Annotated in this window: 28 protein-coding genes; 10 read left to right on the plus strand and 18 right to left on the minus strand. The window is 55.6% G+C overall.

Features of this window, described 5'->3' with window-relative positions:
• Window positions 1-81: 81 nt before the first annotated feature.
• The 4 genes from nlpI to mtr all read left to right on the plus strand — a co-directional run bounded on the left by nlpI (window position 82) and on the right by mtr (window position 4,466).
• Entirely contained in the window at window positions 82-966 is an 885-nt protein-coding gene (nlpI, locus tag PGR23_RS22470) for a lipoprotein NlpI (protein ID WP_020077841.1), read from the plus strand.
• Between the two features lie 103 nt (window positions 967-1,069).
• Entirely contained in the window at window positions 1,070-1,150 is an 81-nt protein-coding gene (gene yrbN / locus PGR23_RS22475) for a protein YrbN (RefSeq protein ID WP_396280083.1), read from the plus strand.
• Window positions 1,143-3,077, plus strand: coding sequence for a DEAD/DEAH family ATP-dependent RNA helicase (locus PGR23_RS22480; protein WP_015369531.1), 1,935 nt, complete (start codon window positions 1,143-1,145; stop codon window positions 3,075-3,077). The genes yrbN and PGR23_RS22480 overlap by 8 nt, the downstream gene beginning before the upstream one ends.
• A 144-nt stretch (window positions 3,078-3,221) precedes the next feature.
• A complete protein-coding gene (gene mtr / locus PGR23_RS22485) occupies window positions 3,222-4,466 on the plus strand; it encodes a tryptophan permease (protein WP_045394937.1) in 1,245 nt (414 codons plus the stop codon).
• A 44-nt stretch (window positions 4,467-4,510) separates the two neighbouring features.
• Here the strand turns inward: mtr and PGR23_RS22490 are convergent, their stop codons facing one another.
• The 3 genes from PGR23_RS22490 to ubiU form a co-directional block, all read right to left on the minus strand.
• Window positions 4,511-5,518, minus strand: a complete 1,008-nt coding sequence (locus PGR23_RS22490) for a luciferase-like monooxygenase (protein WP_045394935.1) — start codon at window positions 5,516-5,518, stop codon at window positions 4,511-4,513.
• Window positions 5,519-5,606: 88 nt separating this feature from the next.
• Window positions 5,607-6,485, minus strand: a complete 879-nt coding sequence (locus PGR23_RS22495) for a U32 family peptidase (RefSeq protein WP_320482934.1) — start codon at window positions 6,483-6,485, stop codon at window positions 5,607-5,609.
• A 5-nt stretch (window positions 6,486-6,490) separates the two neighbouring features.
• On the minus strand, window positions 6,491-7,486 hold the full coding sequence (gene ubiU, locus PGR23_RS22500; RefSeq protein WP_045377933.1) for a ubiquinone anaerobic biosynthesis protein UbiU: 996 nt from the start codon (window positions 7,484-7,486) through the stop codon (window positions 6,491-6,493).
• A gap of 221 nt (window positions 7,487-7,707) precedes the next feature.
• On the opposite strand from ubiU, the gene ubiT reads away from it, so the two are divergent.
• Window positions 7,708-8,232, plus strand: coding sequence for a ubiquinone anaerobic biosynthesis accessory factor UbiT (gene ubiT / locus PGR23_RS22505; RefSeq protein WP_015369536.1), 525 nt, complete (start codon window positions 7,708-7,710; stop codon window positions 8,230-8,232).
• A complete protein-coding gene (locus PGR23_RS22510; protein ID WP_015703593.1) occupies window positions 8,226-8,729 on the plus strand; it encodes a GNAT family N-acetyltransferase in 504 nt (167 codons plus the stop codon). Before ubiT ends, PGR23_RS22510 begins: the two co-directional genes overlap by 7 nt.
• Here PGR23_RS22510 and PGR23_RS22515 read toward each other — a convergent pair.
• Complete coding sequence (locus tag PGR23_RS22515) at window positions 8,716-9,006, minus strand: GIY-YIG nuclease family protein (protein WP_026612209.1); 291 nt, start codon at window positions 9,004-9,006, stop codon at window positions 8,716-8,718. The two genes, PGR23_RS22510 and PGR23_RS22515, sit on opposite strands and share 14 nt — an antisense overlap.
• A gap of 49 nt (window positions 9,007-9,055) precedes the next feature.
• Between PGR23_RS22515 and PGR23_RS22520 the strand changes: the two genes are divergently transcribed.
• Window positions 9,056-9,499 (plus strand): YhbP family protein, encoded by a 444-nt coding sequence (locus PGR23_RS22520; protein WP_396279364.1) that lies wholly within the window; start codon window positions 9,056-9,058, stop codon window positions 9,497-9,499.
• Here PGR23_RS22520 and PGR23_RS22525 read toward each other — a convergent pair.
• Window positions 9,479-9,997: a type 1 glutamine amidotransferase domain-containing protein gene (locus PGR23_RS22525; RefSeq protein WP_015703592.1), complete on the minus strand. Its 519-nt coding sequence runs from the start codon at window positions 9,995-9,997 to the stop codon at window positions 9,479-9,481. The genes PGR23_RS22520 and PGR23_RS22525 overlap by 21 nt on opposite strands.
• Before the next feature lie 128 nt (window positions 9,998-10,125).
• On the opposite strand from PGR23_RS22525, the gene PGR23_RS22530 reads away from it, so the two are divergent.
• Window positions 10,126-10,773: an NAD(P)H-binding protein gene (locus tag PGR23_RS22530; protein ID WP_045394931.1), complete on the plus strand. Its 648-nt coding sequence runs from the start codon at window positions 10,126-10,128 to the stop codon at window positions 10,771-10,773.
• 72 nt (window positions 10,774-10,845) lie between these two features.
• Window positions 10,846-11,889: a permease gene (locus PGR23_RS22535; RefSeq protein WP_045394930.1), complete on the plus strand. Its 1,044-nt coding sequence runs from the start codon at window positions 10,846-10,848 to the stop codon at window positions 11,887-11,889.
• A 201-nt stretch (window positions 11,890-12,090) separates the two neighbouring features.
• Here PGR23_RS22535 and dolP read toward each other — a convergent pair whose 3' ends face one another.
• Genes dolP through PGR23_RS22555 form a run of 4 tightly spaced genes read right to left on the minus strand, consistent with a single transcriptional unit; the run spans window position 12,091 to window position 15,741 of the window.
• Window positions 12,091-12,666: a division/outer membrane stress-associated lipid-binding lipoprotein gene (dolP, locus tag PGR23_RS22540; RefSeq protein ID WP_045394929.1), complete on the minus strand. Its 576-nt coding sequence runs from the start codon at window positions 12,664-12,666 to the stop codon at window positions 12,091-12,093.
• 9 nt (window positions 12,667-12,675) lie between these two features.
• Entirely contained in the window at window positions 12,676-13,266 is a 591-nt protein-coding gene (gene diaA, locus PGR23_RS22545; RefSeq protein ID WP_015369544.1) for a DnaA initiator-associating protein DiaA, read from the minus strand.
• Window positions 13,267-13,291: 25 nt separating this feature from the next.
• Entirely contained in the window at window positions 13,292-13,678 is a 387-nt protein-coding gene (locus PGR23_RS22550) for a YraN family protein (protein ID WP_045394928.1), read from the minus strand.
• On the minus strand, window positions 13,636-15,741 hold the full coding sequence (locus PGR23_RS22555; RefSeq protein ID WP_047077793.1) for a penicillin-binding protein activator: 2,106 nt from the start codon (window positions 15,739-15,741) through the stop codon (window positions 13,636-13,638). Before PGR23_RS22555 ends, PGR23_RS22550 begins: the two co-directional genes overlap by 43 nt.
• Before the next feature lie 63 nt (window positions 15,742-15,804).
• Here PGR23_RS22555 and rsmI point away from each other — a divergent pair, with 63 nt between their 5' ends.
• Window positions 15,805-16,665: a 16S rRNA (cytidine(1402)-2'-O)-methyltransferase gene (gene rsmI, locus PGR23_RS22560; protein ID WP_045394926.1), complete on the plus strand. Its 861-nt coding sequence runs from the start codon at window positions 15,805-15,807 to the stop codon at window positions 16,663-16,665.
• Window positions 16,666-16,698: 33 nt separating this feature from the next.
• Here the strand turns inward: rsmI and PGR23_RS22565 are convergent, their stop codons facing one another.
• The 9 genes from PGR23_RS22565 to kbaZ all read right to left on the minus strand — a co-directional run bounded on the left by PGR23_RS22565 (window position 16,699) and on the right by kbaZ (window position 26,018).
• Window positions 16,699-18,588, minus strand: coding sequence for an enterotoxin (locus PGR23_RS22565; protein WP_047077794.1), 1,890 nt, complete (start codon window positions 18,586-18,588; stop codon window positions 16,699-16,701).
• 80 nt (window positions 18,589-18,668) lie between these two features.
• The gene (gene kbaY, locus PGR23_RS22570) at window positions 18,669-19,541 is read right to left on the minus strand and encodes a tagatose-bisphosphate aldolase subunit KbaY (protein ID WP_045394923.1); all 873 of its coding nucleotides are present in this window, start codon (window positions 19,539-19,541) and stop codon (window positions 18,669-18,671) included.
• A 12-nt stretch (window positions 19,542-19,553) separates the two neighbouring features.
• Window positions 19,554-20,708 carry an SIS domain-containing protein gene (locus tag PGR23_RS22575; RefSeq protein ID WP_045394922.1) on the minus strand — a complete coding sequence of 385 codons (1,155 nt, stop codon included), beginning with the start codon at window positions 20,706-20,708 and terminating at the stop codon, window positions 19,554-19,556.
• 282 nt (window positions 20,709-20,990) lie between these two features.
• Window positions 20,991-22,124, minus strand: a complete 1,134-nt coding sequence (nagA, locus tag PGR23_RS22580; RefSeq protein WP_396279365.1) for an N-acetylglucosamine-6-phosphate deacetylase — start codon at window positions 22,122-22,124, stop codon at window positions 20,991-20,993.
• A complete protein-coding gene (gene agaF, locus PGR23_RS22585; protein WP_045394920.1) occupies window positions 22,121-22,555 on the minus strand; it encodes a PTS galactosamine/N-acetylgalactosamine transporter subunit IIA in 435 nt (144 codons plus the stop codon). Before agaF ends, nagA begins: the two co-directional genes overlap by 4 nt.
• 16 nt (window positions 22,556-22,571) lie before the next feature.
• Window positions 22,572-23,450 (minus strand): PTS N-acetylgalactosamine transporter subunit IID, encoded by an 879-nt coding sequence (gene agaE / locus PGR23_RS22590; RefSeq protein WP_045394919.1) that lies wholly within the window; start codon window positions 23,448-23,450, stop codon window positions 22,572-22,574.
• Window positions 23,440-24,219 (minus strand): PTS N-acetylgalactosamine transporter subunit IIC, encoded by a 780-nt coding sequence (gene agaW / locus PGR23_RS22595; RefSeq protein WP_045394918.1) that lies wholly within the window; start codon window positions 24,217-24,219, stop codon window positions 23,440-23,442. The genes agaE and agaW overlap by 11 nt, the downstream gene beginning before the upstream one ends.
• A 10-nt stretch (window positions 24,220-24,229) precedes the next feature.
• On the minus strand, window positions 24,230-24,703 hold the full coding sequence (gene agaV / locus PGR23_RS22600; protein ID WP_015369555.1) for a PTS N-acetylgalactosamine transporter subunit IIB: 474 nt from the start codon (window positions 24,701-24,703) through the stop codon (window positions 24,230-24,232).
• 19 nt (window positions 24,704-24,722) lie between these two features.
• Entirely contained in the window at window positions 24,723-26,018 is a 1,296-nt protein-coding gene (gene kbaZ / locus PGR23_RS22605) for a tagatose-bisphosphate aldolase subunit KbaZ (protein WP_045394917.1), read from the minus strand.
• Window positions 26,019-26,213 lie beyond the last annotated feature (195 nt).

Consider the following 26,213-nt stretch of genomic DNA (forward strand, 5'->3'; position numbering starts at 1 on the left):
GGAGGGTCTATTCCGGGCAGGATGCCTTTTTGCAGCCGGGGAACTGGACGTTCATCCAATCGTTGTCTTCGGGAGTGGGAAATGAAGCCTTTTCTGCGCTGGTGTTTCGTGGCGACAGCTCTCACGCTGGCAGGATGCAGCAACTCTGCCTGGCGTAAGGACGCCGTCCTCGCGGTACCATTGCAACCGACTTTGCAGCAAGAAGTGATTCTGGCGCGCATGGAACAAATTCTTGCCAGTCGGGCTTTAACCGATGACGAACGCGCACAGCTTTTATATGAGCGCGGAGTGTTGTATGATAGTCTCGGTCTGAGGGCATTAGCGCGAAATGATTTTTCACAAGCGCTGGCAATCCGACCCGATATGCCTGAAGTATTCAATTACTTAGGCATTTATTTAACGCAGGCAGGCAATTTTGATGCTGCCTATGAAGCGTTTGATTCTGTACTTGAGCTTGATCCAACTTACAACTACGCGCACTTAAACCGCGGCATCGCTCTGTATTACGGTGGCCGTGCTAAGTTAGCGCAAGATGATCTGCTGGCGTTTTATCAAGACGATCCCAATGATCCTTTCCGCAGTCTGTGGTTATACCTCGCCGAGCGTAAGCTTGATGAGAAGCAGGCGCTTGAAGCACTGAAACAGCGCTTCAACAAGTCGGATAAAGAGCAATGGGGATGGAACATTGTCGAGTTCTACCTTGGCGACATTAGCGAAAAAGAGCTGATGACCCGTCTGAAGGCAGACGCAACGGATAACACCTCGCTCGCTGAGCATCTCAGTGAAACCAACTTCTATTTAGGTAAGTACTACCTAAGTCTGGGGGACAAGGACAGCGCTACGGCACTGTTCAAACTGGCGGTCGCTAACAACGTTCATAACTACGTTGAGCACCGATACGCATTGTTGGAATTATCGCTCTTGGGCCAGGAGCAAGATGACCTGGCAGAATCGGACCAGCAATAGCTGACGAACACACATCAGCCCATTTTTTGATTGCCATCACCTTCGCGGGTGAGGGCGTTGTTGTTCGTTAATACACCTACTTTGAGCCGGTTCACACTTTTCAATGAGAATTACTCTAAATTTTCACGATGAGTTATGTAGACTGGCCGCCATTAATTTTGAGGCACACGTACTACATGGCTGAATTCGAAACCACTTTTGCAGATCTGGGCCTGAAGGCTCCTATCCTTGAAGCGCTTAACGATCTGGGTTACGAAAAACCATCTCCGATCCAGGCTGAGTGCATTCCGCATCTGCTGGACGGCCGCGACGTTCTGGGTATGGCTCAGACCGGTAGCGGTAAGACCGCAGCGTTCTCTTTACCGCTGCTGAACAACATCGATCCTGAGCTGAGAGCACCGCAGATTCTGGTGCTGGCGCCGACCCGCGAACTGGCGGTACAGGTTGCTGAAGCAATGACGGAATTCTCTAAACATATGCGCGGCGTAAACGTGGTTGCCCTGTACGGCGGCCAGCGTTATGACGTGCAGCTGCGCGCCCTGCGTCAGGGGCCGCAGATCGTTGTCGGTACCCCGGGTCGTCTGCTGGACCACCTGAAGCGCGGTACGCTGGATCTCTCTAAACTGAGCGGCCTGGTACTGGACGAAGCAGATGAAATGCTGCGCATGGGCTTTATCGAAGACGTAGAAACCATTATGGCGCAGATCCCGGAAGGTCATCAGACCGCTCTGTTCTCCGCCACTATGCCGGAAGCGATTCGTCGCATTACCCGCCGCTTCATGAAAGAGCCGCAGGAAGTGCGCATTCAGTCCAGCGTCACCACGCGCCCGGACATCAGCCAGAGCTACTGGACTGCTTACGGCATGCGTAAAAACGAAGCGCTGGTGCGTTTCCTGGAAGCGGAAGACTTTGATGCGGCGATTATCTTCGTGCGTACCAAAAACGCGACCCTGGAAGTGGCAGAAGCGCTGGAGCGTAGCGGTTATAACAGCGCCGCGCTTAACGGCGATATGAACCAGGCGCTGCGTGAGCAGACCCTGGAGCGCCTGAAAGACGGTCGTCTGGACATCCTGATCGCCACCGACGTTGCGGCCCGCGGCCTGGACGTTGAGCGTATCAGCCTGGTTGTTAACTATGACATCCCGATGGATTCCGAATCTTACGTTCACCGTATCGGCCGTACCGGTCGTGCGGGTCGTGCGGGTCGCGCGCTGCTGTTCGTTGAGAACCGTGAGCGTCGCCTGCTGCGTAACATCGAACGTACGATGAAGCTGACGATCCCTGAAGTAGAACTGCCGAACGCAGAACTGCTGGGCAAACGTCGCCTGGAGAAATTCGCCGCTAAAGTTCAGCAGCAGCTGGAAAGCAGCGATCTGGACCAGTACCGTGCGCTGCTGGCGAAAATCCAGCCGACCGCGGAAGGCGAAGAGCTGGACGTAGAAACGCTGGCCGCTGCGCTGCTGAAAATGGCCCAGGGCGAACGTTCTCTGATCGTTCCGCCGGATGCGCCGATGCGTCCGCGTCGTGAATTCCGCGATCGTGATGACCGTTTCGAACGCCGTGGCGACCGTAATGACCGCGGTCCGCGTGGCGATCGTGAAGATCGTCCGAAGCGTGAGCGTCGTGACGTGGGTGAAATGGAACTGTACCGCATTGAAGTGGGCCGTGATGACGGCGTTGAAGTTCGTCATATCGTTGGCGCGATCGCTAACGAAGGCGACATCAGCAGCCGTTACATCGGTAACATCAAGCTGTTCGGTTCTCACTCCACCATCGAACTGCCGAAAGGTATGCCGGGCGAAGTGCTGCAGCACTTTACTCGTACCCGCATCCTGAACAAGCCGATGAACATGCAGCTGCTGGGCGATGCGCAGCCGCGCACCGAACGTCGTGGCGGCGGCGAGCGTCGTGAAGGCGGTCGTGGCTTCGGCGGCGAGCGTCGTGAAGGCGGTCGTAGCTTCGGTGGCGAACGTCGTGAAGGCGGTCGTGGTGAAGGTCGTCGTTTCAGCGGCGAACGTCGTGAAGGCGGCCGCGCGCCGCGTCGTGACGATGCTTCCGCGCCGCGCCGTGATGATTCCGCGGGTCGTCGTCGTTTCGGTGGCGATGCGTAATAAGCGCAATCCGCTAGCGTAAAGTAAATAATACAGCCCCGATCGTCATGATTGGGGCTTTTTTTATTTCTTTTGTACTCGTGTACTGGTACAGTGCGTCATGCTCAACGTGAGCGAAGTATTTTCGACTGGAGATTTCGGCAAATGGCGACACTAACCACTACGGCCACCCGACCGTCTTTATTTGGCGGCGTGGTGATTATCGGCGGCACAATTATTGGCGCGGGCATGTTCTCGCTGCCGGTGGTTATGTCCGGCGCGTGGTTCTTCTGGTCGCTGGCGGCGCTGGTTTTTACCTGGTTCTGCATGCTGCACTCCGGTTTGATGATTCTGGAAGCCAACCTTAACTACCGGATTGGCTCCAGCTTCGACACCATTACCAAAGACCTGCTCGGCAAAGGCTGGAACCTGGTAAACGGCGTGTCGATCGCCTTTGTGCTGTATATCCTGACCTACGCCTATATTTCGGCGAGCGGTTCGATCCTGCACCACACCTTCAGTGAAATGTCGCTGAACGTACCCGCGCGCGCTGCGGGCTTCGGCTTCGCGCTGCTGGTGGCCTTTATCGTTTGGATGAGCACGAAAGCGGTAAGCCGCATGACGGCTATCGTACTGGGCGCTAAGGTGATTACCTTCTTTCTGACCTTCGGCAGCCTGCTGGGGCACGTCGAGCCGACGACGCTGTTTAACGTCGTGGAGAAGAATGCCTCCTATGCGCCATATCTGCTGATGACGCTGCCGTTCTGTCTGGCCTCGTTTGGCTATCACGGTAACGTGCCGAGCCTGATGAAATATTATGGTAAGGATCCGCGTACCATTACCCGCTGTCTGATTTACGGTACGCTGCTGGCGCTGGGTCTGTATGTGGTCTGGCTGCTGGTGACGATGGGTAATATCCCTCGTCCGCAGTTTATCGGTATCGCCCAGAAGGGCGGCAACATTGATGTGCTGGTGCAGGCGCTGAGCGGCGTGCTGAATAGCCGCGGTCTGGATCTGCTGCTGGTGGTGTTCTCCAACTTTGCCGTCGCCAGTTCCTTCCTCGGCGTGACGCTGGGGCTGTTCGATTATCTCGCGGATCTGTTTGGCTTTGACGATAGCGCGATGGGACGCTTTAAAACCGCGCTGTTGACCTTTATCCCGCCGATGATCGGCGGGCTGGTGAAACCAGATGGCTTCCTTTACGCCATCGGCTATGCCGGTCTGGCGGCGACGGTATGGGCGGCGATTGTGCCGGCGCTGCTGGCCCGCGCTTCGCGTAAACGCTTCGGTAGCCCACAGTTCCGCGTTTGGGGCGGAAAACCGATGATTACGCTGATCCTGCTGTTCGGGCTCGGCAACGCGGTGGTGCATTTCCTGTCGAGCTTTAATCTGCTGCCGGTTTATCAATAACCGCATCGCCCGGTGGCGTGACGCGCACCGGGCTTACCGCGTCACTAACCTAACAACTCCTCTTTCACCTGCATCGCTAAATCAAAGGAATGCAGGCGCGCCTGGTGGTCGAAGATCTGGCCGTTAACCATGATTTCGTCCGCTTCCGTTTCGCGAAGAATCGACGCTAACCCGTGGCGAACTTTGGTTTTATCGCCAACCAGCGACATGCTTAATGCCTGCTGCACACCATACTGCTCGGACGCTGACCACAGCTGATGCATATTTTCCACCGGCGGCGGCAACTGCCCGGTTTCGCCGCGGCGCAGCTTAACGAAGGCCTGCTGCATCGAAGTAAAGAGGAACTCCGCGTCGCGATTGCTATCGGCGGCGATAATATTGATGCATACCATCGCGTACGGTTTTTCGAGCCGCGCCGAAGGTTTGAAATTGCTGCGATACAGATGCAGCGCCTGGAATAACATGTCCGGCGCGAAGTGAGAGGCGAAAGCAAACGGCAGACCAAGCTGCGCCGCCAGCTGCGCGCTGTACAGGCTTGAGCCCAGTAGCCACACCGGAATTCGTTCGCCATAGCCGGGAACCGGGCGCACCTGCGGATGAGCATCGCGGGCGTCAAACCAGTCCACCAGCTCCGCCACATCGCGCGGGAAATTATCGACATCGCCGCTCATATGGCGACGCAGCGCGCGCATGGTCGGCTGATCGCTGCCCGGCGCGCGGCCAAGGCCGAGATCGATACGTCCGGGATACAGCGTATTCAGGGTGCCGAACTGTTCGGCGATCACCAGCGGCGAATGGTTTGGCAACATCACGCCTCCGGAGCCCAGATGCAGGGTGGTGGTATTGGCGGCAAGATACCCAATCAACACCGAGGTCGCCGCGCTGGCAATGCCCACCATATTATGGTGCTCAGCCAGCCAGTAACGGTGGTAGCCGCGGGATTCCGCCAGCCGGGCGAGAGCGAGAGAGTGGGAAAAGGCTTCTTTAGCCGAAGATCCCTGCGGGATCGGCGCCAGATCGAGCACCGAGAACGGAATGGTTTTATCAGTCATAACAGCTCACTTTGTCGACGGTGAATCTTTTAATAGTGCATTAAAAATTAATAACCGTTGTTAACAAAGTGAGCTTTTACACTTCACCTTACGCCTGCAGCTCCAGCCCGGCCAGCTGTTTCCAGTAGCCGTTGCAATCGCTGTTGGCGGTGAGATCCAGCGGCGCAGCGCCATTTTCGTTGGCGCGGAAGGCGTCGAGCATAGCGAAGGTCTCGCTGCCCATCGGCGACAGGCGCACCATATCCACCAGACCGTGCATCGAGGTTAACTCGTTGCCAAGGTTATAGACGTAGCCGCTCATCGTCTGAATGCCGTTAAGCACAAACACCTGCTGGTTCTCCTGCGACAGCATGCTGCGCCCGGTTGGGTACTTGATGCAGCAGGTTTCGCATTCGTCTTTTGGCCGGTCTTCCGAGCGGGCGGTAAAGCAGCGCGCGGAATAAGCCAGCGGCAGATGGCCGTAGCTCAGCACTTCGACTTCAAACTGGTTGCGAATGCCCAGTTCTTCGCACTGGGTCAGCAAATTAGCCAGCCAGTCGCGGGAAAGCTCCACTGGCATGCACCAGCGCGTCATGCCCTGCTTCAGCAGGAGGCGCAAAGTGACGGCGTTGTAGCAGTTCAGCGCATGACCGGCGACGAAGGGCAGCTTGCGTTCGGCGCAGAGGTTGACCACGCCGAGGTCACTGGCTTCAATCAGGAATTCGCCGTTCTCGACATAGCGCTTCAGCTCGCCCAGTTCGGAGGAGGCCTGCACCAGCGCGAGGGTGGAGAGCACCACCTGCTTGCCGCTACCGGCCAGCGCTTTCGCCATTTCGATCCAATCGCCGACTTTAGTGGCGCGGCGCTTGCTGCACACCGCCTCGCCCAGATAAATGGTGTCAGCGCTACTGTTTGCCGCCTGCTGGTAAAAATCTTCCAGCGTCTCTTTTGGCCAGTAGTACAGCACCGGCCCTAATGAATATTTCATGTTTCTCACTGCCATTTACGGTGATAGGCGCCAAGGGTGGTTTGCGTTCCTTCGGACATCGAACCAAGGGTTTCCATCCATGCGGATTGCGGCACGAAATTCTGCGGATCGGCTTTACAGCGGTCGATCGCCTGACGCCAGACTTTCGCTACCTGGGTGACGTATGCCGGGCTGCGCTGACGGCCTTCGATTTTTACCGAGGCGATATTGGCGGCCATCAGTTCTGGCAACAGCTCCAGGGTATTGAGGCTGGTGGGTTCTTCCAGCGCGTGGTAGCGCTCGCCGTCGACCAGGTAGCGGCCTTTGCACAGCGTCGGATAACCGGCATTCTCGCCATCCTGATAGCGATCGATCAGCACTTCGTTAAGGCGTGACTCCAGCCCCTGCGGCGTTTGCTGCCAGCGGACGAAGCGCGCGGGCGAACAGGCGCCGACGGTATTTGGCGATTCGCCGGTGAGATACGACGAGAGATAGCAGCGGCCTTCCGCCATGATGCATAAGCTACCGAAGGCGAAGACTTCCAGCGGCACCGGCGTGGCGCGGGCTAACTGTTTCACCTGGTGAATGGATAACACCCGCGGCAGTACGACGCGGGCAACGTCAAAGTTGCGGTGATAAAAACGCACCGCCTCTTCGTTAGTGGCGGACGCCTGCACTGAAACGTGACGTTCAATGTGCGGATAGCGTTCCGCGGCGTACTCCAGCATGGCGATATCGGCGAGGATAAGCGCGTCGGCGCCCAATTGCGCGGCCATATCCACAGCACGCTGCCAGCGGGCATAACCGTCGGGATGGGCGAAGGTGTTAATCGCGATATGTAGCTTACGGCGATGCTGGTGCACAAAGCTGACGGCTTCCTGCAATTTCTTTTCGGTGAAATTAAGGCCGGCAAAGTGGCGGGCATTGGTGTCATCTTTCAGCCCGATATACACGGCATCGGCGCCGTTTTCGATGGCCGCCTTAAGTGCCGGGAGGTTACCGGCGGGGCAGAGCAGCTCCATAATTTTTCCTGAAAAACGCGGCCGGTCAGGGACGCAAAATGGTTAACGAGCTGGGATTTTAGTTAACCTTCTGGTGACAATTTTTGATTTGAGGCAGTTAAAAGCGTATTGGTGGGCTCAATAGCTGGCGACCATCATCGCGATTTTGTTGATTTACGCCGCTATGTCGTTTATTTGATATGGCACAATAGCGAAACTATTGCATGCATGGAGTGAAGCTTGTGTTGGATGAACTGCGTTCCCGGCTGGTCCGTTTTGGCCCGTCTTTAATGAGCGTGCCGGTTAAGCTGGCGCCTTTTGCCCTCAAGCGCCAGGTGCTGGAACAAGTATTGAGCTGGCAATTTCGCCAGGCGCTGGCGGATGGAGAACTGGAGTTTCTCGAAGGTCGCTGGTTAAGTATTAATGTGCGCGATATTGGCCTGCTGTGGTATACCTCGGTAGTCGATGGTCGCCTGGTGGTCAGCCAGCAGGCTGACGCCGACGTCAGCTTTAGCGCCGATGCCAGCGATCTGCTGATGATTGCCGCGCGTAAACAGGATCCGGATACGCTATTCTTCCAGCGTCGTCTGGTGATTGAAGGTGATACTGAGCTGGGTCTATACGTGAAGAACCTGATGGATGCCATCGAGCTGGAGCAGATGCCGAAAGCACTGCGGGTCATGCTGCTGCAGATGGCGGATTTTGTCGAAGCAGGCCTGAAGAGCCCGCAGAAACCTGAACAGACATCGGTAGGTGAGGCATGCTGATTCGAGTGGAAATTGGGATTGATGCGCCGGGTATCGACGCGCTGCTGCGCCGTACGTTCGGCAGCGACGCGGAAGCGAAGCTGGTGCACGATCTGCGTGAAGATGGTTTGATCACGCTGGGCTTAGTCGCCACTGACGATGAAGGCCAGGTGGTGGGCTACGTTGCCTTTAGCCCGGTCACCGTCGAAGGCGAAGAGCTGCAGTGGGTAGGTCTGGCGCCATTGGCGGTAGATGAAAGCTATCGCGGCCAGGGTATTGGCCGACAGCTGGTCTACGAAGGGCTGGATTCATTAAATGAATTTGGCTACGCCGCGGTGGTTACGCTGGGCGAACCGGCGCTGTATGGCCGTTTAGGCTTTGAACCCGCCGCCGCGTTCGATTTACGCTGCCGCTGGCCGGACACCGCGGAAGCCTTCCAGGTGCACCGTCTGGCGGATGACGCGCTGCAGGGCGTACACGGTCTGGTCGAGTACAGCGATCATTTCAATCGCTTCTGAGCCCCTCCAGCAGGGTCTCGAACGAACCATCCCCGGCAACGAGGCGCTCTTTCTGGCGCTTCGTTAGCTGCTTGATGCGATACTCCAGCCGCAGAGCGAGTGAGTGGTCACCAACTTTCTGACTAAACGCCAGCGCCAGTTCGCCTTTGCCGCGCAGCGCTTTCGCTCCTTTGCCTTCCTGATGCTGAAGAAAGCGGCGCGGAACATCGGTGGTAATGCCGGTATACAGGCGGTTATCAGCGGTTCGAATAAGATAGAGAAACCAGCACACGGTAATAACGTCAGTCTGTTAGGGTGTGTGCACCATAGCATAATGGAGAATAAAGATGGATACGCTTGCCGCGATTAGCCGCTGGCTGGGTAAACAACACGTCATCACCTGGTGCGTCGCACGTGATGACGAGCTGTGGTGCGCCAATGCGTTTTACGTTTACGACCCGGATAACGTCGTTTTTTATCTGCTGAGCGACGAAAAAAACCGTCACGGCCAGATGACCGGCGAACGCGCGAAGGTCGCCGGGACGGTCAACGGCCAGCCAAAGACCGTTGCCTTAATCCGCGGCGTGCAGTTTAAGGGGGAGATCCGCCGCCTTCACGGTGACGAAGAGGCTGAGATGCGCAAACGCTACGTTAAACGCTTTCCGGTCGCCCGCATGTTGTCGGCGCCGGTGTGGGAGATCCGTCCCGACGAGCTTAAATTTACCGACAACACGCTGGGTTTTGGCAAAAAGCTATATTGGCTGCGCGACTCAAGCCCCGAGCAGGCGTAGCGCCTCGCGATTGAACGCCGGAAGATCGTCCGGGGTTCTGCTGGTGACTAACTGATCGTTATCAAGCACCACTTCCTGATCGTAAAACTCACCGCCGGCGTTTTTCACGTCGACCACGATGGGTTTAACCGCCGTGAGCTTACGCCCGCGAATGACGTCTGCGCTGATGAGTAACTGCGGGCCGTGACAAATGGCAAAGACCGGTTTACCGCTATTCACGAAGTCGCGAGTAAAAGTGACGAAGCGCTCATCACCCCGCAACTGGTCCGGTGAATAGCCGCCAGGCAGCAACAGGGCGTCAAACTGCGCCGGCGTCACGTCATCAATCGCTTTGTCGATCGCCACTTCAGCCTCGCCTTGCTTCCCTTTTACCGTTTTTCCTGCCTGCTTCTCAATTGTCACGACCTGATGCCCGGCAAGTTTAAAAGCCTCGGCAGGTGAGGTGAATTCAGAATCTTCGAAGTCGTCGGTGATTAGTACGGCAATCTTTTTACTCATTCTTCCTCCGATCTTTTGGCAGTGAATGAGGCATTTCCATGATGATGGTGGATACTTACCTCGTAAGCTATTAAGCCTGGAACATGTGGGGCAAAGTGCAAGGCAGACAATTCTGCAAAGGAGATTTGATGAGTCAGGTATTATTAACCGGCGCGACTGGCTTAGTTGGTGGGCACTTACTTCGTCTGCTACAGAGTGAGCCGCGTATTAGCGCGATTGCTGCGCCAACGCGCCGTCCGCTTGCTCCGGCGGAGGGGATATTCAATCCACACGATCCGCAGTTGACCGATGCACTGGCGCAGGTGGTTGATCCTGTCGATATCGTATTCTGCTGCCTGGGCACCACGCGACGGGAAGCGGGGAGTAAAGAAGCGTTTGTGCATGCTGACTATACGCTGGTGGTGGATACGGCGCTGGTCGGGAAGCGCCTCGGGGCGCAACATATGCTGGTGGTCAGCGCGATGGGCGCCAATTCGCATTCGCCCTTCTTCTATAACCGCGTGAAAGGAGAAATGGAAGAGGCGCTGATTGCGCAGGAGTGGCCGCGACTGACCATTGCCCGTCCTTCGATGTTACTGGGCGATCGGGAGCATAAACGCGCCAATGAAACGCTCTTTGCACCGCTATTTCGTTTTCTGCCTGGAGACTGGAAAGCTATTCAGGCCCGCGATGTGGCGACGGCCCTGCTGGCCGAGGCGCTGGCGCCGAGCCATGAAGGTGTCCAGATCCTGACCTCGTCTCAGCTACGGGAACGCGCCGCCAGGCAGGCGGATTAATCATTTTCAAATTTGGACGGCAGGCGTAGTATTCACCTCCTTATTTATTATCTCTTCTCCCTGGGGAATGCTATGGCTGGTCAGTCTTCATCTCAGGCGGCATCACCATTTCAATGGTGGAAACCCGCGCTGTTCTTTCTCGTCGTTATCGTTGGCCTGTGGTACGTCAAATGGCAGCCGTATTACGGTAAAGCCTTTACGGCCGCGGAAACCCACAGTATCGGTAAATCTATTCTCGCCCAGGCTGATGTAAACCCGCTGCAGGCGGCATGGGATTACGCGATGGTTTACTTCCTCGCGGTCTGGAAAGCGGCGGCGCTCGGCGTGCTGCTCGGTTCGCTTATTCAGGTGCTGATCCCCCGCGACTGGCTGCTGCGCACGCTTGGGCAATCTCGTTTTCAGGGCACGCTGCTGGGAGCGATTTTTTCGCTACCGGGGATGATGTGTACCTGCTGCGCCGCGCCGGTTGCCGCCGGAATGCGTAAACAGCAGGTGTCGATGGGCGGGGCGCTGGCGTTCTGGATGGGCAACCCGCTGCTGAACCCGGCGACGCTGGTTTTTATGGGTTTCGTGCTTGGCTGGCAGTTTGCTCTGATCCGGCTGGTGGCCGGGCTGGCGACGGTGCTGGTGGTGGCGACGCTGGTACAAAAATGGGTAAAAGAGGCGGCGACGCAGCCGGTAGCGGCAGAAGACGTTAGCCAACTGAAGAATGATGAGGGCAGTTTTATCAACCGCTGGCTGCGCGCGCTGTGGTCGCTGTTCTGGAGTACGATCCCGGTTTACATCCTCGCGGTGCTGGTGCTGGGCGCGGCGCGGGTCTGGTTGTTCCCGCACGCCGAGGGCGCGGTCGATAACACGCTGTTCTGGGTGATCGCAATGGCGATAGCCGGTTGCCTGTTCGTTATCCCGACGGCGGCGGAAATCCCGATTGTGCAGACGATGATGCTGGCTGGAATGGGCACCGCGCCGGCGCTGGCGCTGCTGATTACCTTGCCTGCGGTGAGCGTACCGTCGCTGGTTATGTTGCGTAAGGCGTTTCCGGCTAAAGCGCTGTGGCTAACCGGCGGGCTGGTGGCGTTGTGCGGGGCGATCGTCGGCGCGCTGGCGCTGGTGTAATTTATCCGGAGCGGGGCTGCGGACCCGTTCCGGATTTTGTGCCGGGTGGCGGCTGCGCCTTACCCGGCCTACGGTCAGTGCGGCCTGCCTTTAATTTATACTGCCGGTGTTGCGGGCCTCAAAATCCCGGTGGCGCGGGGCTACAGCATAATGCTATTTGGTAGCCCGGCTTAGCGAAGCGCCAGCCGGGTTAGATCACGTTTATTTAAGATAGGTAAAGGCGGTGGTGACGCGGCTCACGCCGCTTACCCGGCTGGCGATATCTGCCGCCGCGCGGCCTTCACGGTCGGTGACCAGGCCCATCAGGAACACTTCGCTGTTTTCGGTCGTCACTTTCACGTTGGAAGACTTCACCTGATCGCTGCCCAGCAGTTGGGAACGAACTTTGGTGGTGATCCAGGTATCCGACGACGCGGTGCCTAAGCCAATCGGCTGGCCTTGACGCACTTCATTGAAGACTTCGGTAGTCCCTTCAACTCCCATCGCGATTTGTTTGGCGCGAGAGGAGAGATCGGCGGTCGGCGACTGGCCGGTCAGCAGGACCTTACCCTGATAAGCGGTGACGTTAATACGCGCTTCTTTCTTAATCTGTTCATCTTTCCCTAAGGCGCTGTTAACGCGTAGCTCCAGGGTGCTGTCATCAACCTGCGTACCCACCGTACGCGGGTCCGTTGCCGCTTTGGTGCCGACGGCTGCCGTACCGACTACCGCTGCGGCGACGCAGCCCTGTAGCAGTAGCGCAGAAAGCAGGATGGCGAGGGGCGAGAGAGCCTTCATGTGTTCTCCTTATTCGTCCTGGTGTGGAAAAAGCGTGTTATCAATCAAATCGCACAGACAATTGACGGTAAGCATGTGCATTTCCTGGATCCGCGCGCTGCGGTGCGAAGGAATGCGGATTTCAACGTCCTGCTGACCTAACAGGCCAGCCAGCTCGCCGCCGTCGTAACCGGTTAACGCCACGATAGTCATATCGCGGGTGACCGCCGCTTCCACGGCTTTCACGATATCCCGGCTATTGCCGCGCGTAGAAATCGCCAACAGTACGTCGCCGGCGTGACCCAGCGCGCGCACCTGTTTAGCGTAGATTTCATCATGCAGGCGATCGTTGGCGATTGCGGTTAAGACCACATTATCGGTATTTAGTGCAATGGCGGGTAAACCAGGGCGCTCTGTTTCGAAACGATTGATCATGCTGGCAGCAAAATGCTGTGCGTTGGCGGCGGAGGTGCCATTACCACAACAGAGGATTTTGTTGCCGTTAAGCAGCGACTGAACGAGCGTCATAGCCGCGCGCGAGATGGCGTCCGGGAGCGCTTCCGCGGCGGCGATTTGGGTTTGAATGCTTTCGGTAAAGCAGGCTTTAATTCTGTCGAGCACGGGATCCCTTAAATCTGATAATACGCTATTCGCCAAAGGCGTTTTTCAGCCATTGGATGTCGTTGCCGGTGAAGGCTACCACATCGAAACGGCAATCCACAGTATCAAAACTCCCATTCTGCCGGGAGAGCCACAGACGAGCAGCCTTGAGAAGACGTTGTTGCTTTTGCGGCGTGACGCTGGCGGCGGCATCGCCGTAGCTGGCGCTGCGCCGGTAGCGCACTTCGACGAACACGATAACCGCGCCGTCGCGCATAATAAGATCGATCTCGCCGCCGCGCTCGCGGGCGTTGGCGGCGATAAAACGCAGTCCATGCCGTTCTAACCACCGACGCGCCTGGCTTTCCCAGGCGTCGCCGGTCTGTTTGCTTAGTTGGCTGCGACGATTTGTCCCTGTTGGTACTTGAGCCATGATAACTTCCTGTTGATCACGCAGTCCGGCGTGGCCGTCAGATCGCCCGTATTGCCGTTCAGCTCGTAACCTGGGCTCTGGCGCATTTGCGCGAAATGATTCGCCAGCGACCAGGCGTCGGCGCCCATCGCATACAGACGCGCCAGCGAGTAGTCGTTACGCACGGCGGAGAGCGCCTGCTGCATCAGCGCCGGGTTACTGCCAGCCAGCATCGGGATTTCGCTATATTGCAGGCCTTCCATCTCCAGACGGAAATCCGGGCCGGAGGTGCCCTGGGCGCTGCGGGAGCTGGCGTACAGGGTGACGTTGCTCTGGCTGCCGTTGCGCATGGCGATCAGCGGCTTGATATAGCCAATTTGTTCCGGGGTAGCGACGATATAGGCGGCATCGATGCTGCCGCCGCTGCTGACCGGAACGTCGCCTGGGCTGCCGAGCGAGCTATCCACAGATGACGGCAGCGTCGATACCGGGCTGCCGGTCAGCGAGATGCCGCCACCGTTGACGCCGGATTTCAGCTCCGCCGTCGATCCCAGACGTTGCTGCAGCACCGTACCGCCGCCCAGTTTCAGCCACTCGTCGGCGAACGCGCTGACCACGCGGTCACCAAGCGCGCCGCGCGGCACCAGTAGTAACGGCGTTTGCTTGCCCTGATCGTGAATATGACGCGCCGCGTCGCGGGCTTCATCTTCCGGGGAGAGCGCGAAGTAGCACAGATTCGGACGGTTCTCGACTTTGCCCGGCTGATTAAGGGCGAGCACGTTCAGCGAGGTGTTGCTTTTCATCACCTCTTCGACGTTTTCTTTCAGCAGCGGGCCGACCACGAGGGTGGCGCCGTCCTGCTGTACCTGCGCCAGCAGCTGGCTCATCGGCTGGCTGGTGGTATCGTAAATCTTCAGTTCAGCGGCAGGATTGGCGGTGGTCGCCACCGCGGGCTGCGGCTGCGCGGCTGGCGCGCTCACCGGTTGTGCTACCGGTTGTGCTGCCGGCGTTGCGGTAACTGGGGCGGATAGCGGAGCGGCTGCTGGTTTTGCGGCAGGCGCGGCCTGCGTCTCCGCTGTCGCCTGCACCGGCGCGGCCTGGCTGCCGGTGGCGGTGAGATCGCCGACTTCCGCCTGCGAAGGGCTCACCACATCGTTATTGCCGGCAACATTCGCCGCCTGGGCGACCTGCGCCGGCACTGCGCTGCCCTGGACCGCTGGGGCGCCATTCTTCGCCGCTTCAAAACCCTGCTGGATAGTGCGGCCGAAAATCGCCGCCTGGCCGTTCAGAGGCAGCAGCAGGGCGATTTTATTGGTCGAGGCCGGTTTATAGTTTTGCATATTCACCAGCGCAGTGGGCAGCATCTGCGCCCCCGGGTTCTGCGGATAACGGATTTGCCAGTCTTTGACGCCCGCTTTCAGCATTGCCGGATCGTTGCGGTTGTCGAACCACATCCGCTGCAGATCGAGCCAGCCCTGCAGCACGTTTTCGTCGGCATTGATTACCAGCGCGTTGGCCTGCTGTGGGGTCATCGCCGTTAGCGCTTTCCATGTGGCGTCGATGTTTTGTTGTTTTTGCTTCGTCTGGTTTAGCAGGGGCTGCTGGGCAATCAGCGCACGCAGCAATGCCAGAGACGGCTGTCCCTGGCTGGCGTCAATTTGCGCCTGCCAGTAGCGCGGCTGCTGATTTTTCTCAAAACTGAGAGGATCGAGTTTGCTCAGCAATGCCTTCGCGCCCTGGTAATCGCCTTGCGCCAGTTTGACTTCCACCGCCAGCAGCGACTGTTCGCGGGCCTGCGTGCTGTTCAGGTTCGACGGCAGTTGGTTGTACAGGTCGATAGCCTGCTGCTTCTTACCTTCCTGCAGCAGTGCACGAATGGCGAGTAATTGCCAGTTGGTCTTGCTATCATTCGTGCTTTGCTGCATCTGCTGTAGGTAGAAACTGGAGTTGGCCTGCGACGTACCCTGCATAAACGCCGTGCTTTGATCCTGCGTGTGGGTGCCGCAGCCAGCAAAAAGAAGAGTAGCCAGCAATACGGGCAGACAGCGCGCGGGCTTAGAACGAAGAAATGTTGACGGTACCATATGTATCCAGTGATATTTTTTTGGCTCAATGCTCAATATTAAATCGGCAATACGGACGAGACAATGAAACAACACGAATCAGCGGATAATTCTCAGGGGCAACTGTACATTGTGCCCACTCCGATAGGGAATCTGTCTGATATCACGCAGCGCGCACTGGAAGTGTTGCAAGCTGTTGATTTAATTGCTGCGGAGGATACCCGCCATACCGGTTTGCTGCTGCAGCATTTTGCGATTAACGCCCGTTTATTTGCCCTTCACGACCATAACGAGCAGCAAAAGGCCGAAACACTTTTAGCGAAATTAAAAGAGGGGCAAAACATCGCGCTGGTGTCCGATGCCGGCACGCCGCTGATTAACGATCCCGGCTACCATCTGGTGCGTACCTGCCGTGAAGCCAATATTCGCGTCGTGCCGCTACCGGGCCCTTGTGCAGCGATTGCCGCTCTGAGCGCCGCCGGTTTGCCGTCCGATCGTTTCTGCTATGAAGGTTTCCTGCCGGCGAAATCGAAAGGCCGCCGCGATACCCTGAAGGCGCTGGAAGAAGAGCCGCGCACTATTATCTTTTATGAGTCAACGCACCGTCTGGTGGAGAGCCTGGAGGATATCTGCGCGGTTCTGGGCGAATCCCGTTACGTAGTGTTGGCACGCGAGCTGACCAAAACCTGGGAGTCTATCCACGGCGCGCCGATTGGCGAGCTGGTGGCGTGGGTGAAGGAAGACGAAAATCGCCGCAAAGGCGAGATGGTGCTGATCGTCGAAGGTTTTAAGGCCCAGGAAGAGGCGCTGCCGGCAGCCGCGCTGCGGACTCTGGCGCTGCTACAGGCGGAACTGCCGTTGAAGAAAGCCGCCGCGCTGGCCGCGGAAATCCACGGCGTGAAGAAGAACGCGCTGTATAAATACGCGCTGGAGCAGCAGGGATAACCACTGCGCCCGGGGTTAACCGGGCGCGGCTGACTATTTTACCGGCGTCGCTTCGAAAACCAGCGTTTGTAAGGGTTGTAGCGTAACAATAACCGCTTGCTGGTAATCAGCTGGGAAGGTCGTGTTACTACCGTAAACGCTTTTTAACGTAAACCGCGATGTCTCTCCCTGCGGTATCTCGAACGCTTTTGCGAGATCCAGGAAATACTGTTGCGGTTTATCTGATGGGTTACGTAGGCCTAATATCGCCTTATCTTTCTTCCATGAAGCCCAGCCGTAAACTTCCAGCGCGGTAGGATCGCCGCCGACCCAATGGGTATCCACCAGCACATCCGCATTTGCCCTCGACCATTTTGCCGCCTGCGCCAGGGTATCCCACTTCGCTTTGTTAAGCATCGATGGTGTGATGTATAGCTCCTGTAATTGCGTACCCGTCGCGAAATAGCTCCAGACCTGATCGGCGAAATCGCCATCGGTTTGCGGTTTTTCCAGCCCGTAATAGGCATTTTCAGCACTGACAATACCATGATACATCAGTGAGTTAAGCGGGAAGAGCGGTCCTTTACGCACAATTGAGCGATAAGTCTCGGCATCCCGATAGGTCATCCATTGCTGTACTGGCGTTCCAGGGCCATAAAGATTGATATCGTCTCCCTGGCGCCAGATAGCGTCAGCATAAAAGAGCCAGGAAGGACTGGCGTTGGTCCCGGTGGTTAAATTAATAAATTGATTAGGATTGGCGCTGCGCATGTTATGCAATAAAGCGATAGATGCATCAAAATCGGAAGCAAACTGACTACCCGCAATATGCGAATTTGCGTTGCCCATACCATCAAGCTTAAAAGAGGTAATATGCTCGTCTTTAATCAGCTTAATAATTTGTTGATTGAAGTTGTTGAAATAGTGCGGTCCGGATAGCGCGAATTTGCCATCGACCGTTTCAAAGCCATACTCTTTGGCGTGGGAGACGCGAATATCTCTGGGCTTGTTATAACCTCCCCAAGGGGAAAGCCACAGCCCTACAGAACTATGCATGCTGGCCGCTTTTTCTCGTACTTTGCTGAATCCCTGGCTGAAGGCGGGGCCAAAGAGCCATCTGCCGGTACGATCGTCCCAACCGTCATCCAGAAGAAAGGCATCTAATGTGACGCCGCGACCGGAAATAAACTCTTTATTCCATTCATCCATCCGGCTTAGCACATCCTGTTCGCTATAGGTGGTAAAGAAACCAATATCCATCCAGCTGTTATAGTGTAGATAGGGTTTATAGGGGCGTGGACGCACGGCATCAATAAAGATATTCACGCTGCGACGAAGTTGATTGGTTTCCGGAAAAGTGCCGAAGTAGGTCGTATAGCTGAGTGGTGCGGCGGGGTCGATGGCTGTTTTTAATTCTACATTCAGATTCGTGGTCGCCTCATATGCCCAGGTATTTACGATAGGTTTATCGGGCAATATAAAAAAGGTATCAGCCACAATCGGTGAACTATTGATTGCGCCATCGACATACGGTGCTTGCGATTGTTTTTTAGTCGGGAAAAAAGTTATTTTTGCCACGTCTCGCGATTGACCTACCGCCGCGATGGTGTAATCAATACTCGCGTAGTTTCCCTTTATCAGGTTCATCTTTACCGTGACGTTAAAATCGGGGCGGGTATAATCGATAATAATAGAGTCGCTATTTTTCTCGACATTCTTTACTTTAAAATCAGCGGTGTGGATGATGGTTTCATCTGGTAGCGTGAGAAAAAACAGTTCTTGCGGTGAAAGTTGATGGGCCGATTTTTCATCTTTTACCATCGTTGCTGAGTTCGCATCGTTAAATGAAAGCGCCATCGATGCGTTATTTAATGTGTATTCAGCGGCCGCCGCGCTTTGCGAAACCAGTAGGGCCAGTAACGAAACAGTGAGCACTTTTTTCATTAGAAAGATCCTTGCTGTCGTTATATCAGAGGTTAATAACGTTAGCCGTCTCGGGCTAACGTTTTGTCATTGTATGGTGTTCAAGCTTCTGCGGCCTGTAATAGTCGGTTAGCGGAACCGCACACGCTAATTTTACTTTTTACAACTTCTTTCATCGCATCCATGCCGACACGCATGTAATAACGTGGGTCGTTACCTTGCGGATTGTCAGCAAACCATTTTTTCACCGCGGCGGCGAAGGCGATTTTGAGTTCTGTGGCGACATTGACCTTGCAAATTCCCAACGTGATAGCACGACGGACGTAGTCATCCGGTACATCGCTTGCGCCATGCAGCACCAGAGGGATATCGACCACTTCCCTGATTTCCGCCAGCCGTTGGAAATCAATCTTAGGCGTTTTTTGATATAGCCCATGAGCGGTACCGATCGCCACGGCGAGACTGTCGATACCGGTCAATTCGACAAAGCGTTTAGCCTCTTGCGGGTCGGTGAGAAAGGCGCTTTCCGCGTCAACGTTAAGATCGTCCTCCATTCCGCCAAGCCGTCCCAATTCCGCCTCGACGCTACAATCCAGCGCGTGGCAAAAATCGACGACCGATTTCACCAGCTTCACATTCTCATCAAACGGAAAATGGCTGCCATCAATCATTGCGCTGCGGACCCCGGCATTGACCTTACGACGAATATCCGCCAGCGACTCATGATGGTCGAGATGTAGCGCAATTGGCATCGCGTAGGTGGCGGAGTAGGCATGGCAGAGCGCGTAAATTTCCTCCAGCGCGATATGCTTAAAGGTTCCCGGCGTGCCGGCAAGGATCACCGGCGATCGCATTTCACTGCATGCTTCCAGGATCGCTTGGATCGTCTCGGCGTTATGAATGTTAAATGCAGGAACCGCATAACCTTTACTCTGGGCATCCTGCAGAAGATATTTGGTGGAAATAATGCTCATGGCGCGCTCCTTTTAAGCCTGCCAGGGATGAATAACGACACCTTGTACGACGCGGTTTACGGTACCGCTGGCGGAAGGCGTATCCGGGGTGTTGCCCACGGCGAGGGATTGGTTAAGCGCGAAAATCTGGGCGTACATCAGGAAGCTGAATGCCAGTTCGACATCGTTGAAGTGTCGTGATGGCGGGAGAATGATATGCGGGCCTGCTTCAATAACAGGATCGGAACCTGCGGCGATGGCTACTATCCGCATAGCCTGGCGATCGCGACGCAACTCAGCGAGAAGATCCAGATCGTACTGGCGGGTATAGTGATGGTTGGAGACAAACATCACCACCAGCGTTTCGTTATTCACCAGTGACTTAGGCCCGTGACGGAAGCCGGTAGGCGAGTCATAAAACGCGGCCAGCTTACCTGCCGTGAGCTCAAGCACTTTCAGGGCGGATTCGCGCGCGGCGCCCTGCAACCCGCCGCTACCGAGGTAAACGATCCGTTTCCACGCTCCGTTGCCGAAAACCCCAGCGTTAATATCGCTCAACGAGTTAAGAATCGTCTGGCAGCAGTCAGCGACATCGCTGAATGTCTGGCTATTAATGAGGTTGGGGGCGAACACTGCAAGGCAACTGGCCATCATCGTGGTAATACTACTGGTCATCGCAAAGCCGCGATCGTGGGTTTCTGGCGGCATCAACAGCGGCAGAGCATTGTCGCTATCCAGCGCGGTTTGATACAGGCTGCCTGCTTCGTTGCAGGTAATGGGTAGGTGATAACACTCTGTAACAAACTGGTTCGCTAGTTCCACTGCGGCCACGCTCTCCGGGCTATTGCCTGAACGGGCAAACGAAACCAGCAGTAGTGGATGTGCGGGATCCAGATAATCCATCGGGTTGGTTACAAGGTCGGTGGTTGGAACGGCGCTAAAGTTTTTACCACTATGGCGGGACAGCCAGGGCGCGATTATCTCGCCGATAAATGCAGAAGTGCCGGCGCCGGTCAGGACGATACGGAGATCGTTTTTTCGTAGCAACGGCGTGAGAAAACCATCAATCTCCGATCGCAAACGATCGATATTCTTTAAAGATTGTATCCAACTGCCTGGTTGCTGGCGGATCTCTTCTTCGGTCCAGGTACCAGTGGTTGATGGCGCGGGGGTATATCTTTCTGACATAACGCAATCCTTATGGTGATGATTTCCGCTTTCGGTGTGGGCTAATGCAGTTCTTTCGTTTCGTTTCACTTTGACTTGCTTTTAATGTATTAAAATTTACATGAAAGAAATCGAAAGCTCAATAATATGATTGACAATAAAACGAAAATAGCCGCGCTCTGGGATTATTTTTTACATAACAAATTGAAATAATATGGTTTTTATTTGAACCGATTGCGAATCCAAAAAGAAAGGAAAAGAAAGGTCTGCAGGCAGGCTGCAGACCTGAGGAGAGAAGTGGGCTTAAAGCGAAAACGTTTCACCGCGGATCCAGATATTTTCCAGTCGCAGTTCGTTATCTACTGCAATGATGTCGGCCATTTTTCCCGGTTGTAACGATCCTAATTGTCGATCCAGCCCTAATAGCCGCGCCGGGTGAAGAGAAGCCATATGAATAGCCTGTTCAGCCGTCATACCGGGTAATGAACTGACGGCACGCACGGCGGAATCGAGTGAAAGGGTACTTCCCGCCAGACTTCCATTTAGCGTACGGACGATACCATCACGCATTTCTACTGTTTCGCCACATAGGGTGTAATTGCCGTCAGGCATACCCGCCGCCTGCATCGCGTCGGTTATCAGTATGATGCGATCTCCGGCGCAACGGCAACATAGCTGCATTGCCGCGGGATGTACATGATGGCCGTCGGCAATGAGTTCAAGCCAGGCGCGGTTATCGGTTAATCCTGCGCCGACCATTCCTGGTTCGCGATGATGCAATCCACTCATACCGTTGTAGCAATGTACCAGGCCATCCGCGCCGGCATCAAAGGCGGCACAGGTTTGTTGCCAGGTTGCCGCGCTATGGCCCAACATGACCCGCACGCCTTGCCGTTTAAGATGACGGATTGCCTGTAGCGCCCCCTCTTTTTCCGGGGCAAGGGCGACGACGCGTAGCGTCTCGCGAGAAACCGCAATCAACCGATCGAATTCGGCAAGATTCAGTTCCCTGAACCACTGTTCCGGATGGGCGCCTTTGTGCGGCGGCGTAAAGTAAGGGCCTTCAAGATAGCTGCCAAGAATTTGCGCCCCTGGACCGCCTGCGTGAACGCGCCGCGCAATACGTTCCAGCGCCGCATGGATTGCCGCTAACGGCGCGGTGACGGTGGTCGGCAACCAGCTGGCGACCCCCTCACGCGCTTTGTGTTTCGCCAGCAGATCTAACGTATCCGGCGCGTCATCCATGACATCTACGCCTGCGCCGCCGTGGACATGAATATCGATATAAGCAGGACACAGCAGCTCGGCATCGCGAGTGAGGACACCCGCGGGAATCGGCTCCAGCGCCACGATAACGTCATTTTCAATCCGTAGCTGATGGTCATCAAGCCATCCTTGCTCTGTGAGTAAGCGCCTGGCGCGCAGTATGCGGCTCATATGCCTTCCTCAACAGCATGATCTTCCCGACAGCGTCCCAGTTCGTCGACCAGACACGTTAACCCGCGGTGACCGCATTCCAGCGCCTGAAGACGAAAGGCTTCGCTGGTTAATCCTTCGCGTTCCAGCACCATCTCCAACAATAGCTGCAGGTTAGTGCCGGTAATCACTTCCCGGCCGCGTTTTTGCATCGCCAGCGTGGAGGCGATGCGAAACGGCGTGCCGCCGAGTAAGTCAGTCAGAAAAACAATGTCTTCTTCGCCGTCCAGTTCATTGACCGCCTGTTCCAGCTGTGCGGTTAGCAGGGCGGTGGTGGATGATTCAGGGAAATCTATCGCAATGAATTGCGACTGTTCGCCCAGAATCTGTTTCATTGCCTTTTCCATGCCGCTGGCAAACCCGCCATGCCCGGTCAAAATGATTCCTAACATCGAAAACCTCTTAGCGTTACAGGAAGTGACAGAATTTACCTACGATACCCAGCGCGACCGTGATGCCGATAAGACGGAGAGGGCTCCAGCCGCGGCGTACCAGCCAGTACATCGCCAGGGTATAAACCAGCGGTAAAAAGGCGGGCATCAGCTTATCGATGACATCGGTTTGCAGTTTAACCACGGCGTCGCCGGCAGTGATTTCAAGCGTGGTGCTTAGACGAACATAGGTCGCTACCAGCGCGCCAATCACCGTCATCCCGACGATGGAGGCGGCATGACCGACTTTTTTGGTATTGGCTTTGATGAGCGGGATCGCCGCAACCCCCATCCGGTAAGCGTAATGCGCCAGGCCGAAACGCAGGCCGAGATGGACCACATTAAACAGGACGATAAAAACGACGGCCCCGAGAATCGAACCCTGAAGCGCCAGGCTGGCGCCAATGCCGCCGCAAATCGGCAGTAACGTTAGCCAGAACATGGCATCGCCGATACCGCCGAGCGGCGCGCCAACGGCGATTTTGGTGTTCTGGATGCTGTTAACATCCTGCTTCGAGCGCTCCATCGCCAGGATGATGCCGATGACAAAGGTCACGAGGAAAGGATGAGTGTTAAAAAACCCCATATGTCCTTTCATCGCCCGCGCCAGATCGCGCGGATTGGTGTGGATTTTCTTCAATGCCGGCAGCAGTCCATATAACCAGCCGGAAGCTTGCATACGTTCATAGTTAAATGATGCCTGTAAAAGCATCGAGCGCCAGGCCACCCGGTTAATGTCTTTTCGCGTCAGGTCGGCCCCAATGCTTTGATCTTCATAAACGTTTTCGTTGACGCCTGTGAGTAACGTTGTTTCACTTTCTGCCACATTGGGCAGCGTATGTTGATTAGATGCCATCTTCGAATTCCTCTTTAGGCGCCGCAGATTGAGTCGGTTCGGGAGATTTACGTAGCAGGTCGATAAGCGCCATAGCCAGCGCGGCGGCGGCAATGGCTAGCACGGGGAGCTTGAGCCAGGCCGCAGCAACGAACCCGATGATGAAATAGGGGATGTAGACATTTTTCATCATGATTTTGAGCAGTACGGCAAAACCGATTGCTGGCATGATGCCGCCCGCGACGCCCAAACCATCGATCAAGCGCTCAGGGAGTACATCGATCGCGGTTTTGGCGTGCTCTGCGCCAAAGTAGATGGGCAGAAAGGCACAGAGAAAATAAAAAGCGCCTAACGCCAGCAACGCCAGGTAATTCACGCGCTCAATGCCGCGGGTATCGGCATTTGCCGCCATGCGATCGCAGCGCGACATAACACCGGACATTACCGAGAAAAGGAATGTTATCCCCATCTGAACCGCGACGGCGAAGGGAACCGCAACGCCGACGGCGACATCGGGTTTAACGCCGGTGGTAATGGCAAAGGTGGTACCGACGATGGTCCCAATAATCACGTTTGGAGGTTGCGCGCCGGCCAGCGGCGCCAGCCCCATCCACACCAGCTCCAGCGTGCCGCCGGTTAATATACCGGTATGAAGATCGCCGAGGATCAGACCCACCAGAGGGCCAAGCACCACCGGACGATGCATATGGGTTAATCCGTTGAACATATCCAGGCCGGCGATAAAGGCAAGGATACCCAATGCAATGGCTTGAAAAAGCGAAATTTCCATGGCGAGCCCCTTAGAGCAGTTTATAAAGATCCATTGCCGGTTCTGTCGGAACTCCTTGAATGAAGCACTCAACGCCGGCGGATTTCAGACCGTTAAAGGCAGCAATATCATTGCCGTCGACAGAGACGGTTTTGGCAATTTGTCGTTTCCCGTCGGCGTAGTGCATATTGCCGACGTTGATGCGCGATACCGGCACCCCGCCGGAAACCAGCGTCAGAAAATCGGCGGGCGATTTACATACCAGCAATATTTTTTGCCGATCGGCGGCGCGATGAATGTTGTCGATGACTTTCTGCAGCGACCAGAAGCGCACGGCAATTCCCTCTGCCAATACCATTTCCATTAAATTCTGTTGCACAGGGTCTTCAGCTACCTCGTCATTGGCAACCAGAACCAGATTCGCGCCTGCAAACCCGACCCACTGCACGCCAACCTGGCCGTGGATTAAGCGTTCATCAATACGACTTAAAACAATATTTGGCATCGCCGTTTCCTCTTCGTTGTTATCCGTTATGAGATGTCATGCCCTGACAGGCGTCATGGTATTGCTGCAATATGTCCTGGACGTGGCTAATGATGAGTTCATGCGGCGTAGCGCTGAGCGCCCCCTCGCGAACTTTTACATACTGTAAAGGCAGATACTGGCTAATGAGCGGAAGCGGAATGGCCTCATCGGCCAGATTGCGCACCAGATGCGCTAAAGCGGTGTCTATCTGGCTGTCCGGCCAGTAGTAGCGAACGCGATCGGAATAGCTGTAGCCGCGTGCTAACCGCTGCGCGTGGCCATCGCCGTGGTAGTGGCTTTGCCAGTATTCCGGGCGATCGAGCATGACGTTTTCCAGTACCTGGCGTAGCCCTGAACAGGCTTTTGCCGGCACGATTTCTTCTTCAATCGCTGCTAAAGCGAACAGCGCTTCACGTAACGCGAAAGTCAACGCCGGGCCGACTTTCAAAATCGCAAAATGATCGACCACCAGTTGGCGTAGCGCATGCGGCGTCTGATAATCCGTGGAATGCGCCTCGAAGAGCAGCGTGGCGTAATCCTCTACCATTGCGCTAAGAGGTTTTGAGTTTTTTGATTTATAATCAATAACTTGTGTGTGATCAAATTCAACGCCAGGCTGTACTACGAGTGCAATAATTCGCGGCCAGAGATCTTCAAGCCCTTGTCTGGCAAAGGCTCTTTTGTGTGCGTCGAGAGTCGCTCGTGCGGCATTGGGGGTCGTGACCTGCAATGTGTTTAACGTTTCATGCGCGCCGCCCGGAACCGGAACCTCAGTGCCTATCACGTAGACAAGATCGGAGTCGCCTCCCCGGGCAATGCAGCTTTCTTCCGCTATTTTCGCCAACCTTGCGGCGCGTTCAGCAACGATGTCATCGGTTAAGGGAATAGGATCGTCTTTACAGGACATGCTGCAATCGAGGTGGATTTTTTTAAATCCGGCGGTGACATAGCTTTTGATCAGGTCGTCGGCATGGGCCATGGCTTGTGCTGCCGGTAGATGTTGCCAGCGGTTTGGCCCCAGGTGATCGCCGCCGAGGATGAGATCGTCGCGGGGGAAACCCAGTGAATCGGCAAGATGATAGATAAAGCCGCAGAAATCGGCGGGGGTCATACCGGTATAACCGCCAAACTGATCAACCTGATTGGAAGTCGCTTCAACGAGCAGCGGCGTGTGGTTTGCCTGAGCAAACCGAATGGCGGATTGCAGCACCAGCGGATGCGCGGAGCACACCGCGTAGATCCCGTTAGCCTCACCCTGTTTGTGTCGCACCACCAATTGTGTAAGATGTTTCACTTTCCTCTCCGGGTCAGATGTTGACGATTTTAATCTTTCGTTTTGTTTCGCTTTATAGTGCTTCAGCGTGCTTTAAAAATAAAACGAAAGATAATAGTTTTCCGATCTGTTTCACAAAAGAAACATAATGAAAGCTTTCAGCGCGGTGAGAACCTCTGTTTCCTGACCCGATAGCGCTTGCATTCTGCTAAAAGA

Origin of the sequence: Klebsiella sp. 141162 (genome assembly GCF_050600755.1) — a bacterium.
Lineage (GTDB): Bacteria > Pseudomonadota > Gammaproteobacteria > Enterobacterales > Enterobacteriaceae > Klebsiella > Klebsiella aerogenes.